The organism is Pseudomonas corrugata (assembly GCF_001269905.1).
GTDB lineage: Bacteria > Pseudomonadota > Gammaproteobacteria > Pseudomonadales > Pseudomonadaceae > Aquipseudomonas > Aquipseudomonas corrugata.
On sequence record NZ_LHVK01000005.1, the window covers coordinates 179,550 to 195,571 of the forward strand.

Here is a 16,022-nt window from a genome sequence, read left to right on the forward strand (position 1 = left end):
ACGAAGAGGTGCCCATGAACGATGATCGTGCAAACACTGCGCAACAAGGTCAGACACAGAACCCGTCACCACGCAACGACCCGGCTATCGATCCCCAACTGCCTGGTGCCAGGCCGATCAGCCCGGCTGGAGCGGACCAGGCCCAGAGCGCTGCAGAGGAGGTCGATCAGAAGAAACACCACCAGGAAAATGACAACACCTTCAGTCCTGGCTTCAAGCCCGATCCTGACCGGCCGAAGTCCGGCGATGACACTGACGCCGATATCGACACCGACGGCGGCTGATCGACCTGCGCAAGAAAGGCTCGTCCTCCTGGAGGGCGAGCCTTTTTACGTTCACTGCCAGGAAAAACTACTTGCTGGGGTGTGCGGCCTGGAGTTTCTTGGCCAGTTCCAGATGGTGCTGCAGATCCGGCAGCATCTTCTGGGCGAACGCCTTGAGCTCGGTATTGCCGGGCTTCTTGTCGTCCGTCACGGTCTCGGCTTCTTTCTTGAACAGGGTGATGGTTTCTTCGTGGGCCTTGACCTGATTGTTGGCATAGGCGGCATCGAAGGATTCATCGCGCATATCGAGAATCTTGGCCTTTGCCTTTTTCACCAGTGTGGTTTCGTCCGGCACTTCGATGTCGTGCTTTTTCGCCAGGGTCATCAACTCCTGGTTGGCTTTGGTGTGGTCGGAAATCATCTTGTTGGCGAACTCCTTGACGTCCGCCGATGCGCTTTTTTCCAGCGCCAGTTTGCTGGTTTCGATTTCCGCAATGCCACCGGCTGCCGCGTTGTCGACAAAGTCGTTGGAGCTCGCGGCCCATGCCATGCCCATGCTGGTACTCAGGGCAACTGCCAGGCCGAGTTGACGCAGGGTAAATCCGTCCATAGGTATTCTCCGAACAGGTTGTACAAGTGATCTTGATGTCACTGTTCAATGGAGGGCGACGTGAGGGCAAAGGTTTGATCGCAAAGCGACACGGTACGACGAACGGTCGCCGCTGGTCGGATTGGCGGTCGACAGAACCCCGTCGGCAAGGCCATCCTGATGGTTGAGGCGCCCCTCGAAGGCGCCTGTCATTGACCGTCAGAAGGAGGTGTTCCATGCCGGTGTCCCATGATCTGTGCCAGGATCTCAAGTGCGAAAAAGACCACATCCAGCAAAAGCGCAGCGAGAATCCAAGACTCGACTCGCTGCTTCAAAAATACTCCCAGCTTGATGCCGAGGTGGTAGACGCCGAGAAACCGACGTCCGCCGCACTGTCCGACGTTGCCCTGGAGACGCTCAAGAAGAAACGATTGCAGGTCAAGGACGAGATCATGGAGCACTTGCGCAAGTAACCTGATGGCGCGGGGGCTGTTTCCGTGGCGGGATTCAGCGAAACGTCGCACCGCTCCGCGGACTGCGAAGCGGCCCCCGCTCTTTAACCCAATGCATCAACTCAGCGGATCCCAGCGCTGAGACCAATCGCTGCCGCTCTTGACGATTGTACGCAGCACTTCGAACGCCTGTTGCAACGCCGCCGAATCCCGGTCCCGGGAATAGACCAGGTAAGTCGGATAGTTGAATTCCGGTGCCTTGGGCACTCGTTCCAGGATGCCGCTGTCCAGGTAGCTCTGCACGACCCGTGTGCGGAAGTAGCCGCTGCCGCCGTTTTCCAGGATGTATTGCAAGGCCAGGGGACCGAGGTTGAAGGTGACTGCAGCCTTGGCCTTGTCTGGCAGGGCGGTATCGTGCTGGCGACGGAAATCGATGCCCCAGTCGATGTACACGTAGGGCTCCGGGTGGCTGGCCAGGCGCACCAGGATCAGTTTCTCTTCCAGGAGCTGTTCAACCTGCAGTCTCGGCCAGTATTCGGGCTGATACACCACCGCAGCATCCAACAGGCCCAGCTCCAGCTGTTGCAGCAGTTTCTCGCCGTCGCGGATGTCCATGCGCAAGGCATGGCCGGGAATCGCCCGACGCAGTTCACGGGCCCAACTGAGCATCAAGGGATTGCACAGGCTGACCTCGCCACCGATGTGCAGGACATTGCGATAGCCCTCGGGCAACGGCAGGTCCCGGCGGGCCGCTTCCCAGGTCTGCACGAGCTGGTTGGCGTAGACGACGAAGGCCTCGCCGTCGGTGGTCAGTCGCGCGCCGGCTCGGTTGCGCACGAACAGCGCGCAGCCAAGCTGGCTTTCGAGTTTCTGTACCCGAGCGGTAATCGCCGTCTGGGTGACATGCAGCCTGTCGGCCGCTGCGGCGAGACTGCCGTGGCGGACAATTTCCAGGAAGGTGCGGGCGAGGTCGATGTCCATGGTCAGGCCGATGCGGGGGATGCGGCATTGTAAGAGCTGGCACGCCTCCCCGATACCGACAATCACTGGACGGCTTCGGCCTCCGTCATCCGCGCCCATGGCGCAACCAGGCGTTCCGGCGTGCGACAGGCCTTGCGTTTGAACACGAAGTTGCGGCACTTTTCGGCAAAACCGTGGCGATTTTCTACCATGTCGCGCTGCATGTACTGGAGCTCGCCATCACGACATGCCTGGATCGCCGGCAGGCTTCGTTCGGTCTTGCGGGCCCGGATGGTTTCATAGGCTGGATCGTGCCATGCACCGTTGGCCCGTTGCAGCAACCACAGGCCGAACTCGTCGGGGCAGCGTGGACCGATTTCCTGGACCATGCCATAGCGCAACGCCTGGCGGGCGCTGATGGGCAGGCAGTCCTGGGTCAGTGTCCAGGCCAGGTCCGGCCCAACGGCGCGAGGCAGGCTGTAGGTCCAGTATTCGGAGCCGTACAGGCCCATGGTTGCATAATGGGGATTGAGCACGATGTCGCTGCGTGCCAGCACGACATCGGCGGCCAGGGCCAGCATCACACCGCCCGCGCCGGCATTGCCCGTGAGACCACTGACGACCATCTGCCGGGCGCTCAACAGCTCCAGACAGACATCGTCGATGGCTTGGATGTTGGCCCAGGCCTCCAGGCCCGGTTGAGCGGCGGCCTGAATCACGTTCAGGTGCACACCGTTGGAAAAACTGCCACGCCCGCCGCGGATCAACAGCACTCGGGTAGGCCTGGACTTGGCCCAGCGTAGCGCGTCCACCAGGCGCCGGCATTGCTCGGTGCTCATCGCACCGTTATAGAACTCGAAGGTCAGTTCACCCACATGGCCGCATTCCCGGTAGCGAATGGGTTGATAAGCCTCGTTACTGAACGGCTGTCGGGCCAATGAGCTGTCGAGTACCGGCACGCCGTCGAGTCGCCCCGACAGTACATGTCGCGCCGGCCGCTTGAAGGTCTGTTCACCGGGGCGCGGTTTTTGGCGCAGGGCGCCGATCCAGAGGCTCGCATCACCGGTTGCCACCAGCACCGCATCGTCACGCACGGCCAGCAGCGCACCAGGCAGGCCACGACGGCTATCCAGATGGGCGTCATACAGATAGAACTGGTTTCCAAGCAGGCTCGCCAGCACGCCTGGCTGACCATCGGCGGCGTCGATGCTGCGCTTGATGAACACCGCGCTGTCGTGCCAGCTGAACGTGCGATCATCCTGAGTCATATTCGGCCGCAGACGCCCGACCACGTCATGACGGCTGTAGTCCAGCGGTACCGGGACGAAACCGCTGGCAAATTTTTCCACGACTTCGCGGATGCAGCGGATGGCCGCATCGCTGACCGGACCGTTATACAACTCTGATTTGCGCAGACCTTCGGGCAGGATGAATTCGCAGGTGGCCCAGATCGGCCCGGCATCCATTTCCTCCACCGCTTGTAACGCCGTGACGCCCCAGCGTTCGGGTTGCCGCATGATGGCCCAGTCCAGCGCGCTGGCACCACGATCACCGACGATGCCCGGATGGATGATGACCACCGGCCGTCGGAGATTACGCCACAGTTGCTCGGGTACCCGGTCCTTGAGAAAGGGACAGATCACCAGGTCGGCCCCGCTTTGTTCGATCTGCCGACACACCGAATCCGGATCGGTGAACAACACCACGCTGGGACGATGCCCAGCCTCGCGCAGGTCCAGCCAGGCGCGTTGGGTCAGGCCGTTGAACGCGGTCGACAGCAGGATGATTTTCAATGTGGACATGAAATTCTCTTCCTTGAGATGAGCAAGTACCGGCTCCCGATGAGCCGTCCCTGGCTTCTGATGGAGGCGCTAAATTAGCGCTTGGAAGGCGAGCGGCCACTGACCGGGATCAAGGTTGCGTACGCAAGGCGAAATCGGGGAGGGGGCAGAAATGCGAATCCCGCCACGGGGGCGGGATTCGTTACAACCGGGGGCGCCCAGCGCGGGCGTGCAGTCTCAGGCCGGGAACAGCTCGGAGAGCTTCATCGACAGCATCATGTCGCCTTCGACACGCAGTTTGCCGCCCATGAACGCTTGCATGCCGTCGGTTTCACCGCTGACGATGCCCTTGAGGGTTTCGCTGTCCATCACCAGTGTGCAGTTGGCATCGGCATTTTCGCCTTCCTGCAATTCACAGGTACCGTCCTTGACGATCAGGGCGTACTGTTTGTCTTCGTCGGTGATATTGAAACCGAATACCAGGTCCAGGCCGGCAGCGGCGGCTGGGTTGAATTTTTCTTTCATCTTTTGTACGGCGTCGATTACGGAGGTCATGGTTTCGATCCTTATCGGGTTGATACAGCAAGGGTCTACGATTAATTCGGCCTCAGCGAAAGGTGATGAGGTCCGGGGTCTTCAGCAGTTGCAGGTGAGCATGACTGTTGAAAGAAGCCAGGGCCACGTCGCGCCCCCTGAATTTCAGGTGGTTGAGCGAGGTGTTGACAATTTGCCAGTTCAGTTCGAACGCCTGTTGGGCCGGTATCCGGGTGATCAGGTGGAGCAGGGCGGTAATCGTGCCGCCGGATGTGAACACGGCGATCTTGTGGCTGCTGTCGGCCTGTTCCAGGATGCGCTGCAGGCCGGCCTGGACCCGCTCGACGAAACCCTGCCAGCTCTCCAGCCCGGGCGGGTCATATTGGCCGCTGAGCCAGCGCTCGATCACGAGGGCGAAAATGCGTTGGAATTCTGCACGGTTCTGCGCGGCATTTCGCAGGATGTACAGGGCCTCGGGTTCCTGGGGCAGCATGTCCGGCAGCAGGGCGCGGATCACTGCGTCGGCATCGAACTCGTTGAACGCAGCATCGGTTTCCACTTCGGGAACCGGAATTCCGGCTGCGGACATCTGGCCCAAGGCGCCGCTGGCGGTATCCTGCTGACGACGCAGGTCACCCGAGAGGCAACGATCGAACACCACACCGAGCTCCGCCAGGTGGTTGCCCAGCACCTCTGCCTGGCGTATGCCATTGGGTGAAAGGACATCGTAGTTGTCCGCACCAAAGGAGGCCTGGCCATGTCGAATCAGATAGATACTGCCCACGTCCGCGTCATCCCGGTACGTTGAAGGTTTGGCGAGGTTATGAGGATGACAGTGTGCTGTCAATGAAAAAACATACGCTTGTTTGAAATGTCCGTTACAGCCTTGTCCAGCCGGGGCCGGGCTTAAGGTAACCACAGGTTTCCCGGCTGGTAGCGACGCAGGCGCATGGGTATGCTGGGAACGTTTAGAGTCCGCCGTCGAGCGGCGAGTCGAGAATCAATTAGGAGTGATCGTGGAGTTCTTTATCGAATACGCCGGGTTTCTGGCCAAGACCGTGACGCTGGTCATCGCCATTCTGGTGGTGCTGGCCAGTTTTGCTGCCTTGCGCAGCAAGGGACGACGCAAGGCGGCCGGCCAGTTGCAGGTGAGCAAACTCAACGACTTCTACAAGGGCCTGCGCGAGCGCCTGGAACAGACGCTGCTGGACAAGGATCAGCTCAAGGCCCTGCGCAAGAGCGAAGGCAAGGCTGAAAAGGCGCAGAAGAAACAGAAGGAAAAGCCGGCGGCCAAGACCCGTGTGTTCGTGCTGGATTTCGACGGCGATATCAAGGCATCGGCCACCGAGAGTCTGCGCCATGAGATCACCGCGCTGCTGACCCTGGCGACGCCGAAGGATGAAGTGGTACTGCGCCTGGAAAGCGGTGGCGGCATGGTCCACAGCTATGGACTGGCTTCGTCGCAACTGGCGCGGATCCGTCAGGCCGGCATACCGCTGACCGTGTGCATCGACAAAGTCGCGGCCAGCGGCGGGTACATGATGGCCTGCATTGGCGAGAAGATCATCAGTGCGCCTTTCGCCATCCTTGGCTCCATCGGCGTCGTGGCCCAGCTACCGAACGTCAACCGCCTGCTGAAGAAACATGATATCGACTTCGAAGTCCTGACCGCCGGCGAGTACAAGCGCACGCTGACGGTGTTTGGCGAAAACACCGAGAAAGGCCGGGAGAAATTCCAGCAGGACCTGGACATCACTCATGACTTGTTCAAGAACTTCGTGTCCAACTACCGTCCGCAACTGGCCATTGACGAAGTGGCGACCGGCGAGGTCTGGCTGGGTGTCGCCGCGCTTGGCAAGCATCTGGTGGACGAGTTGAAGACCAGCGACGAATACCTGGCCGACCGGGCCAAGAGCGCCGAGCTTTACCACCTGCACTATGCCGAACGCAAAAGCCTGCAGGAGCGCGTCGGCATGGCGGCCAGCGGCTCGGTGGATCGTGTGCTGTTGAGCTGGTGGAGCCGATTGACCCAGCAGCGGTTCTGGTAACTCTGCTCCCTCAATCCTGTGGGAGCGAGCCTGCTCGCGATAGCGGTCTGTCAGTCACTGCAGCATCGACTGGATCACCGCCATCGCGAGCAGGCTCGCTCCCACACTGATCTTCGGTGATTGCTGGAAATAAAAAAGCCCTGAGCCGGAATGTCCGGTCCAGGGCTTTTTCATTGCAGCGGGCTCAGCGGCGACGAAACAGCGGCAGCGGTTCGTCAGTGGCAGCCTGGTAGGTCACCGAGAAGTCCTTGAGGCTTTCGAGAGCTTCGTAGGGGTCCTTGTCGGCACGCAGGGCGAACGCGTCGAAACCGCAGCGGCGCATATAGAACAGCTGGTCGCGCAGCACATCGCCAATGGCCCGCAGTTCGCCCTTGAAGCCGTAGCGATCACGCAGCAGGCGAGCGTTGGAGTAGCTGCGGCCGTCGGTGAAGGCCGGGAAGTTCAGCGCGATGACCTGGAGCTGATTGGCGTCGTCGCCAATCTCTTCCGCTTCCTCGTCGGCGTCCAGCCACACACCCAGGCCGCCGTCGCGGGCCTTGAGGTAGTGCGAATGGTCACGCCACAGGGCCAGGGGCACGATCAGGTCGTCGCAGTTGGAAATACCATCGAGGGTCGCGTCCTTGGGCAGCAGGTGCCAGGTTTCGTCGATGACCTCGTTGTTCTTAATGATTCGCTGCATAGACGCGTTCCTTGAAGAGGTCGATGCCGATACGTTGGTAAGTGTCGATGAAACGCTCGTCTTCGGTACGTTGTTCGATGTACACGTCGATCAGCTTCTCGATCACGTCGGGCATGTCGTCCTGGGCAAACGAAGGACCGAGGATCTTGCCCAGGCTGGCGTCGCGGGTGCCGCTGCCACCCAGGGAAACCTGGTAGAACTCTTCGCCTTTCTTGTCCACGCCGAGGATGCCGATGTGGCCGACATGGTGGTGACCACAGGCGTTCATGCAACCGGAAATATTCAGGTCCAGTTCGCCGATATCGAACAGGTAGTCCAGGTCGTCGAAACGACGCTGGATCGATTCGGCGATCGGGATCGACTTGGCGTTGGCCAGGGAGCAGAAGTCGCCGCCCGGGCAGCAGATCATGTCGGTCAGCAGGCCGATGTTCGGCGTGGCGAAGCCTTGCTCGCGCAGCTCGCCCCACAGGGTGAACAACTGGCTCTGTTCGACGTCTGCCAGGATGATGTTCTGCTCGTGGGACGTGCGCAGCTGACCGAAGCTGTAGCGTTCGGCCAGGTCGGCGACGGCGTCCAGCTGTTTGTCGGTAATGTCGCCTGGCGCAACACCGGTCGGCTTCAGGGACAAGGTGACCGCGATGTAGCCAGGCTTCTTGTGGGCCAGGGTGTTGCGGCTGCGCCAGCGGGCGAAGCCCGGATGTTCCTTGTCGAGTGCGGCGAAGTCCTGGTTGTCCAGGGCCTTGTATTGCGGGTCGACGAAGTGCCTGGCAACGCGGTGGACTTCGGCCTCGGTCAGGGTTGTCTGGCCGCCACGCAGGTGAACCATTTCGGCTTCGACCTTCTCGGCGAACACTTCTGGTGTCAGCGCCTTGACCAGGATCTTGATCCGCGCCTTGTACTTGTTGTCGCGACGGCCATAGCGGTTGTACACCCGCAGGATGGCGTCGAGGTAGCTCAGCAGGTCCTGCCAGGGCAGGAACTCATTGATGAATGCACCCACCACCGGCGTGCGACCGAGGCCACCGCCCACCAGCACGCGGAAGCCCAGTTCGCCTGCAGCGTTGTAGACCGCCTCCAGGCCGATGTCGTGGACTTCGATGGCGGCGCGGTCCGAGGTCGAGCCGTTGATGGCGATCTTGAACTTGCGCGGCAGGTAAGCGAATTCCGGGTGGAAAGTGGTCCACTGACGGACGATCTCGCACCACGGACGCGGGTCGATCAATTCATCGGCGGCGACACCGGCGAACTGGTCGGTGGTGACGTTGCGCAGGCAGTTGCCGCTGGTCTGGATCGCGTGCATCTGCACGGTGGCCAGCTCAGCCAGGATCTCCGGCACATCTTCCAGGGCCGGCCAGTTGTACTGGACGTTCTGCCGCGTACTGATGTGGGCGTAGCCCTTGTCGTAGTCACGGGCAATCTGGGCCAGCTTGCGCACCTGGCGCGAGGTCAGTTGGCCGTAAGGCACCGCCACTCGCAGCATGGGGGCGAAACGCTGGATGTACAGGCCGTTCTGCAGGCGCAGAGGGCGGAATTCTTCTTCGCTCAGCTCGCCTGCCAGATAGCGTCGGGTTTGATCACGGAACTGCTTGACGCGGTCCTCGATGATCCGCTGATCGTACTCGTCATATACGTACATATAAGTCTCGGTCTCAGGCTTGGGCCGATCAGAAACAGCTGCGTATTGGCTCGCTGGAATCGGGTTCTGCCTCGGCAATTCTGCGCGCACGGCCGCGCACTCCTATAGGAGCCGGTGCAAGATACCTGTTTTGAGTTATGCGCAAAAGTGATGTTTGAGTATATGTAAAGAACCAAATGACCTAATGGGATCTATCGGCTCGGAACCCACATTTGTCGTATGGGCAATCATCGTCTTAACTGTGGTCGAGTCCCTATGCAATCACCTAAAAAACCGACAAGAGGCGATGCAATGAGCAATCCGACCAAAGCAAGGAAAAGCGACAGCACTGTTGATGCCTGGGCCATTCTGTTCCTGATAATCCTGGTGGTAGGCACGGCGGTGTTCTGGGTCAGTCATCAGTAATCGGTCGTACAACGCAATAAAAACCTGTGGGAGCAAAGCCTGTGGGAGCAAAGCTTGCTCGCGATGAACGATGACGCGGTCTCGACCGTGTCGTTTGCGTCGCGAGCAAGCTTTGCTCCCACAGGTTCGCTCCCACAGGGATTGATGTGCAGGAAGATCGTTCTATAGCCCCGCCAGATGCACCACCAGCTTGACGATGCCAAACAGCGTCAGGGCGAAGATCACCGTGAACGCGATCCCCAATATCACGAAGTGACTGGGTTTGCCGTGGGTGAAGTCACGGGCGCGGTTCTTGCCGCTCTGCACGCCGAAAGCGGCGGCCAGTACGCTGTGCATCATCTGCAGCAGGGTCGGCGGCTTGTTGTCGACTGGATCGTCCATAAATCCCTCGTCTGCCATGGGTATGGGACAAGCATAGACAACCCCTGCAAAAAGATCGCGGCCGCTGCCGGCCGCGATCTTCCGGATCAGCTGTCGTAACCCAGGTTCGGCGCCAGCCAGCGCTCGGTCACGCTCAGGTCCTGACCCTTGCGGCCGGTGTAGCTCTGCACTTGGTCCTTGTCGATCTTGCCTACGGCGAAGTATTGCGCCTGGGGATGGGCGAAGTACCAGCCACTGACTGCCGCCGCCGGGAACATGGCGTAGTGCTCGGTCAGGAACACGCCGCTACGGCCGGCCTTCAGTTCGCTGGCTTCGGGATCGAGCAGGCGGAACAGCGTGGCTTTCTCGGTGTGATCCGGGCACGCCGGGTAACCAGGGGCAGGGCGGATACCGGTGTATTGCTCCTTGATCAGCGCCTCGTTGTCCAGGATCTCGTCCTTGGCATAACCCCAATGTTCCTTGCGCACCTGCTGGTGCAGCCACTCGGCGCAGGCTTCGGCCAGGCGGTCGGCCAGGGCCTTGACCATGATCGAGTTGTAGTCGTCGCCAGCTTCCTGGTAGGCCTTCGCCACTTCTTCGGCACCGATGCCTGCGGTGGTGATGAAGCCGCCGACGTAGTCGGTCACGCCGCTGTCCTTCGGCGCAACGAAGTCGGCCAGGGAGAAGTTCGGCTTGCCGTCGGTCTTGATGATCTGCTGGCGCAGGTGATGCAGGCGTGCCAGCGGCTTGCCGTCGTCGCCGTAGACTTCCAGGTCGTCGTCATGCACCTGGTTGGCCGGCCAGAAGCCGAACACCGCGCGAGCGCTGATGAGTTTCTCATCGATCAGCTTGCGCAACATCGCCTGGGCATCGGCGTACAGCGCAGTGGCGGCTTCGCCCACCACTTCATCGGTGAGGATGCGCGGGAACTTGCCGGCCAGGTCCCAGGAAATGAAGAACGGCGTCCAGTCGATGTATTCGGCCAGGACGTTCAGGTCGATGTCGTCCAGCACCCGGGCACCGGTGAACGTCGGCTTGACCGGCTGGTAGCTGCTCCAGTCGAACTGCGGTTTCTTGGCGACAGCGGCGGGGTAGCTCAGGCGTTCGGTACGGGCGCTGCGGTTGGCGGTGCGCTCGCGAACCTCGATGTAGTCCTGACGGGTTTTCTCGACGAACGCCGGTTTCAGTTCCTTGGACAGCAATTGGGTTGCCACCCCGACGGCGCGGGAGGCGTCGGTGACATAGATCACCGCGTCATTGCTGTACTTGGGCTCGATCTTCACCGCCGTGTGGGCCTTGGACGTCGTCGCGCCACCGATCATCAGCGGCAGATGGAAATCCTGGCGCTGCATCTCGCGAGCCACGTGCACCATCTCATCCAGGGACGGCGTGATCAGGCCAGACAAGCCGATGATGTCGCATTTCTCGTCCTTGGCCACCTGCAGGATTTTTTCCGCTGGCACCATCACGCCCAGGTCGACGATGTCATAACCGTTGCAACCGAGCACCACGCCGACGATGTTCTTGCCGATGTCATGGACGTCGCCCTTGACCGTCGCCATCAGGATCTTGCCCTTGGCCTCCGGCTTGTCGCCTTTTTCCGCCTCGATGAACGGAATCAGGTGGGCCACGGCCTGCTTCATCACGCGAGCGGACTTGACCACCTGGGGCAGGAACATCTTGCCGGCACCGAACAGGTCGCCGACGATGTTCATGCCGGCCATCAACGGACCTTCGATGACTTCGATAGGGCGAGCGAACGACAGGCGCGACTCCTCGGTGTCTTCGACGATGTGGGTGGTGATGCCCTTGACCAGTGCATGCTCCAGGCGCTTGTTGACTTCCCAGTTGCGCCATTCCTCGGTTTCCGCTTCCTTGGTGCTGCCGTCGCCCTTGTACTTGTCGGCGATGGCGAGCAGGGCGTCCGTGCCTTCCGGGGTGCGGTTGAGGATCACGTCTTCCACGGCGTCGCGCAGTTCCACCGGGATCTGGTCGTAGATCTCCAACTGGCCGGCGTTGACGATCCCCATGGTCAGGCCTGCACGGATCGCATACAGCAGGAATACCGAGTGGATCGCTTCGCGCACCGGGTTGTTGCCGCGGAACGAGAACGACACGTTGGACACTCCGCCGGAGGTCAGCGCGTAGGGCAGCTCGTCGCGGACATAGGCGCAAGCGTTGATGAAGTCCACGGCATAGTTGTTGTGTTCTTCGATACCGGTGGCAACGGCGAAGATGTTCGGGTCGAAGATGATGTCTTCCGGCGGGAAGCCCACTTCATTGACCAGGATGTCGTAGGAACGCTTGCAGATTTCTTTCTTGCGCGCCTCGGTGTCGGCCTGGCCGGCTTCGTCGAACGCCATCACCACCACGGCGGCACCATAGCGCTTGCACAATCTGGCGTGATGGATGAATTGCTCGACGCCTTCTTTCATGCTGATGGAGTTGACGATGCCCTTGCCCTGGATGCACTTGAGGCCGGCTTCGATCACTTCCCATTTCGACGAATCGATCATGATCGGCACGCGGGAGATGTCCGGCTCACCGGCAATCAGATTGAGGAAGGTCACCATGGCCTTCTTCGAATCGAGCATGCCCTCGTCCATGTTGATGTCGATCACCTGGGCGCCGGCCTCGACCTGCTGCAGGGCCACCTCCAGGGCTTCGGTGTAGTTGTCTTCGCGGATCAGCCGGGCGAACTTGGCGGAACCGGTGATGTTGGTCCGCTCGCCGACGTTGACGAACAGCGAGCTGCGATCGATGGTGAACGGTTCCAGGCCCGACAGGCGGCACGCCCGGGGAATGTCCGGAATCGGTCGTGGCGCATAACCGGCCACTGCCTTGGCGATGGCTTCGATGTGCGCCGGGGTGGTGCCGCAGCAGCCGCCGACGATGTTCAGGAAGCCGCTCTGGGCAAACTCTTCGATGACTTTGGCGGTTTGCGCCGGCAGTTCGTCGTATTCACCGAATTCGTTGGGCAGGCCGGCGTTCGGGTGCGCCGAGACGTGGGTGCTGGCCTTGTTCGACAGCTCTTCCAGGTACGGTCGCAGTTCGCTGGCGCCCAGGGCGCAGTTCAGGCCGACGGAGATCGGCTTGGCGTGGGCCACGGAGTTCCAGAAGGCTTCGGTGGTCTGGCCGGAGAGGGTGCGGCCGGAGGCGTCGGTGATGGTGCCGGAAATCATGATCGGCAGCTCGACGCCCAGTTCTTCGTAAACCCCTTGCACGGCGAAGATCGCCGCCTTGGCGTTCAGGGTGTCGAAGATGGTTTCGATCAGGATCAGGTCGGCGCCGCCCTCGATCAGGCCCTTGGTGGCCTCGGTGTAGTTCTCCACCAGTTCGTCGAAGGTCACGTTGCGGTAGCCGGGGTTGTTCACGTCTGGCGACAGCGAGCAGGTGCGGCTGGTCGGGCCGAGCACGCCGGCGACGAAGCGCGGCTTGTCCGGGGTCTCGAGGGTCTTGGCGTCGGCCACCTTGCGGGCCAGACGCGCACCTTCCAGGTTCAGCTCATAGGCCAGCCCCTGCATGCCGTAGTCGGCCTGGGATACCTGGGTTGCGTTGAAGGTGTTGGTTTCGAGAATGTCGGCGCCGGCATCCAGGTAGGCTTTCTCGATGGAGCCGATGACGTCGGGACGGGTCAGCACCAGCAAATCGTTGTTGCCCTTGACGTCGCTCGGCCAGTCGGCGAAACGCTTGCCGCGGTAGTCCTGCTCCTCCAGCTTGTAGCTCTGGATCATCGTGCCCATGCCGCCGTCGAGGATCAGGATGCGTTCCTTGAGGGCTTGCTGGAGAAGATAAAGGCGAGCGCTGCGATCGGACATAGGACTACCTGGAAAAAAGACCATTACGGAGCCGGGAATCATAGCAAACCTGTGCCGGATTTGATCATGGGTGGCTTTTGCATGAATGTTGCTCATGTTTGCAACCGGTTGCTGGCCCGGTAGAATCGCTGCTCCATCTCTTAGGGATCAAGACATGCCGTACCGCGTCTTATTCGGCAGTCTGTTGCTGCTGTTGTCTTTTGCCGCAGCCGCCAAGGATCCCGTGCCAGCGCTGTCCTACACCCGCGACATCCAGCCGATCTTTACCGAGAAATGCGTGGCCTGCCACGCCTGCTACGACTCCGCCTGCCAGTTGAACCTGGGCAGTGGCGAAGGCGTGGCCCGGGGCGCGAGCAAAATGTCGGTGTATGACGGCGAGCGCCGCGAGGCCGCCGTCCCGACCCGCTTGTTCTATGACGCTTCCGGCCCGCAGGCCTGGCAGCGCAAAGGCTTTTATTCCGTGCTCGACGCCCAGGGCAGCCAGGCTGCGTTGATGGCGCAGATGTTGGCGCTGGGGCACGGCGCGCCGCTACAGCCCAACGCCAAGCTGCCGGAAGAGATCGTGCTGGGGCTCGGGCGTGAAAACAGCTGCGCGATGCCGGGGCAATTCGATGGATACGCCGCCGCGCACCCCAGGGAGGGCATGCCCATGGCGGTCACCGGCCTGACCGAGCAGCAATACCAGACCTTGCAGCGCTGGCTGGCCGCCGGCGCCCCCATCGACCAGCAAGCCTTGGCCCCAAGTGCCGCTGAAGCCTTGCAGGTGGTGCAATGGGAAAACCTGCTCAATGCCCCCGGCGCCAGGGAAAGCCTGGTGGCCCGCTGGTTGTTCGAGCATTGGTTCCTGGCGCACATCTATTTCAAGGACGGCGAGCCGGGGCATTTCTTCCAGTGGGTGCGTTCGCGCACGCCCAGTGGCCAGCCGATCGACCTGATCAACACCCGTCGCCCGAACGACGACCCCGGCACCCGCGTCTATTACCGGCTCTGGGCGGTACAAGGGGTGATCGTGCACAAGACCCACATCACCTACGGGCTGAGCGCGGCCAAGATGGCGCGGATCAAGAGCCTGTTCTACAAGGGTAACTGGCAGGTAACGGCGTTGCCCGGCTACGGGCCGGAACGCCGGTCGAACCCGTTCTCCACCTTTGAAGCGATTCCGGCCCAGGCCCGCTATCAGTTCATGCTCGATAACGCCGAATATTTCGTGCGCACCTTTATCCGTGGCCCGGTGTGCCGGGGTCAGATCGCCACTGATGTGATCCGCGACAACTTCTGGGCGCTGTTTCAGGCCCCTGAGCACGACCTGTACATCACCGATCCGAACTATCGCGGGCAGGCTACGCCATTGCTGGCGATGCCGGGGCAGAACGACGATGTAGGCAGCGTCGTCAGCCTGTGGCTCGACTACCGGGACAAGCGCAACGCCTACGAGGCCCTGCGCCGGGACAATTACGCCGAATTGCCGGCGCCGAGCTGGTCGGCGCTGTGGGCTGGTAACGACAATGCCTTGTTGAGTATTTTCAGGCACTTCGACAGCGCCTCGGTCACCAAGGGGTTGATTGGCGAAGTACCGCAGACGATGTGGTTGTTCGACTTCCCGTTGCTGGAACGTACCTACTACCAGTTGGCGGTGAATTTCGATGTGTTCGGCAACGTGTCCCACCAGGCCCAGACGCGGCTGTACTTCGACCTGATTCGCAATGGCGCAGAACAGAACTTCCTGCGACTGATGCCGGCCGATGCCCGGGAAGGCTACCTCGATGACTGGTACCAGTCCGGCGGCAAATTCAAGATGTGGCTGGATTACGAGAGCATCGACAATGACAAGCCGACTGCCCTCAAGCTTGATGGGCGCGATCCCAAGGGTGATTTCGCCCGGCAATTGCTGCTCCGTTATGGCGAGCTGAATGCGCGCCCCGATCCGATCAACCGTTGCGACGGCGCCTATTGCTCGCGTCCTAACATCGTTCCGGACCTGCAGAGCGCCGAGCAGTCTCTCAGTCGGCTGGTGTCGCGACCGGCGGCGGGGCTTCGGGTCATCGACCAGTTGCCGGAAGCGACGATGCTGCGCGTCGAAACCGCCGACGGTCATCGCGAGATCTACAGCCTGTTGCGCAACCGTGCCCATAGCAACGTGGCGTTCCTGCTGGGCGAGGAGCTGCGTTACCAACCGGGGCTGGACACGTTGACGGTTTACCCGGGGGTGCTCAGCAGCTACCCGAACTTCATGTTCAATATTCCCGCCGCGCAAGTCCCTGCGTTCGTCGACGCCATGGAGAATGCCCAGGATGAGCAGGCTTTCGAGCGGATCGTCGAGCGTTGGGGGATTCGCCGCAGTCACCCGCAGTTCTGGCACTACTTCCATGACCTGAGCCGTTACATCGAGGAAACCGAGCCCTTGGAGGCGGGCGTGCTGGACATGAATCGCTACCAGAACCTCTGATCGATGTATCCGGCGGCGCCCCCGTGCCGCCGGCTGCTTTCCTGACAAAAA

The 16,022-nt window shown here is 61.1% G+C and carries 13 protein-coding genes; 4 read left to right on the plus strand and 9 right to left on the minus strand.

Going from position 1 to position 16,022, the window contains the following annotated elements:
• Positions 1 to 14: 14 nt before the first annotated feature.
• Positions 15 to 284: a hypothetical protein gene (locus AD665_RS07580; protein ID WP_024781381.1), complete on the plus strand. Its 270-nt coding sequence runs from the start codon at positions 15 to 17 to the stop codon at positions 282 to 284.
• Between the two features lie 67 nt (positions 285 to 351).
• Here the strand turns inward: AD665_RS07580 and AD665_RS07585 are convergent, their stop codons facing one another.
• Positions 352 to 873: a DUF4142 domain-containing protein gene (locus AD665_RS07585; RefSeq protein ID WP_024781382.1), complete on the minus strand. Its 522-nt coding sequence runs from the start codon at positions 871 to 873 to the stop codon at positions 352 to 354.
• Between the two features lie 215 nt (positions 874 to 1,088).
• Here AD665_RS07585 and AD665_RS07590 point away from each other — a divergent pair, with 215 nt between their 5' ends.
• A complete protein-coding gene (locus AD665_RS07590; protein WP_024781383.1) occupies positions 1,089 to 1,325 on the plus strand; it encodes an HP1242/YdcH family protein in 237 nt (78 codons plus the stop codon).
• A 96-nt stretch (positions 1,326 to 1,421) separates the two neighbouring features.
• On the opposite strand, the gene AD665_RS07595 is transcribed toward AD665_RS07590, so the two are convergent.
• The 4 genes from AD665_RS07595 to AD665_RS07610 all read right to left on the minus strand — a co-directional run bounded on the left by AD665_RS07595 (position 1,422) and on the right by AD665_RS07610 (position 5,363).
• Complete coding sequence (locus AD665_RS07595) at positions 1,422 to 2,285, minus strand: LysR family transcriptional regulator (RefSeq protein ID WP_024781384.1); 864 nt, start codon at positions 2,283 to 2,285, stop codon at positions 1,422 to 1,424.
• A 62-nt stretch (positions 2,286 to 2,347) separates the two neighbouring features.
• Positions 2,348 to 4,066: a hydrogenase maturation protein gene (locus tag AD665_RS07600; RefSeq protein ID WP_024781385.1), complete on the minus strand. Its 1,719-nt coding sequence runs from the start codon at positions 4,064 to 4,066 to the stop codon at positions 2,348 to 2,350.
• Between the two features lie 216 nt (positions 4,067 to 4,282).
• Complete coding sequence (locus AD665_RS07605) at positions 4,283 to 4,600, minus strand: SCP2 sterol-binding domain-containing protein (RefSeq protein WP_024781386.1); 318 nt, start codon at positions 4,598 to 4,600, stop codon at positions 4,283 to 4,285.
• A gap of 52 nt (positions 4,601 to 4,652) precedes the next feature.
• Positions 4,653 to 5,363, minus strand: a complete 711-nt coding sequence (locus tag AD665_RS07610) for a histidine phosphatase family protein (RefSeq protein ID WP_053191573.1) — start codon at positions 5,361 to 5,363, stop codon at positions 4,653 to 4,655.
• Between the two features lie 232 nt (positions 5,364 to 5,595).
• On the opposite strand from AD665_RS07610, the gene sohB reads away from it, so the two are divergent.
• Positions 5,596 to 6,627, plus strand: a complete 1,032-nt coding sequence (sohB, locus tag AD665_RS07615; protein ID WP_024781388.1) for a protease SohB — start codon at positions 5,596 to 5,598, stop codon at positions 6,625 to 6,627.
• A 184-nt stretch (positions 6,628 to 6,811) separates the two neighbouring features.
• Here the strand turns inward: sohB and AD665_RS07620 are convergent, their stop codons facing one another.
• The 4 genes from AD665_RS07620 to metH form a co-directional block, all read right to left on the minus strand.
• Positions 6,812 to 7,306, minus strand: coding sequence for a DUF934 domain-containing protein (locus AD665_RS07620; protein WP_024781389.1), 495 nt, complete (start codon positions 7,304 to 7,306; stop codon positions 6,812 to 6,814).
• Positions 7,290 to 8,942, minus strand: a complete 1,653-nt coding sequence (locus tag AD665_RS07625; RefSeq protein WP_053191575.1) for a nitrite/sulfite reductase — start codon at positions 8,940 to 8,942, stop codon at positions 7,290 to 7,292. The genes AD665_RS07620 and AD665_RS07625 overlap by 17 nt, the downstream gene beginning before the upstream one ends.
• Before the next feature lie 567 nt (positions 8,943 to 9,509).
• Entirely contained in the window at positions 9,510 to 9,728 is a 219-nt protein-coding gene (locus AD665_RS07630; protein ID WP_024781254.1) for a DUF2970 domain-containing protein, read from the minus strand.
• An 86-nt stretch (positions 9,729 to 9,814) separates the two neighbouring features.
• The gene (gene metH / locus AD665_RS07635; RefSeq protein ID WP_053191578.1) at positions 9,815 to 13,525 is read right to left on the minus strand and encodes a methionine synthase; all 3,711 of its coding nucleotides are present in this window, start codon (positions 13,523 to 13,525) and stop codon (positions 9,815 to 9,817) included.
• 154 nt (positions 13,526 to 13,679) lie between these two features.
• Between metH and AD665_RS07640 the strand changes: the two genes are divergently transcribed.
• The gene (locus AD665_RS07640) at positions 13,680 to 15,971 is read left to right on the plus strand and encodes a fatty acid cis/trans isomerase (RefSeq protein ID WP_024781252.1); all 2,292 of its coding nucleotides are present in this window, start codon (positions 13,680 to 13,682) and stop codon (positions 15,969 to 15,971) included.
• Positions 15,972 to 16,022: the final 51 nt, after the last annotated feature.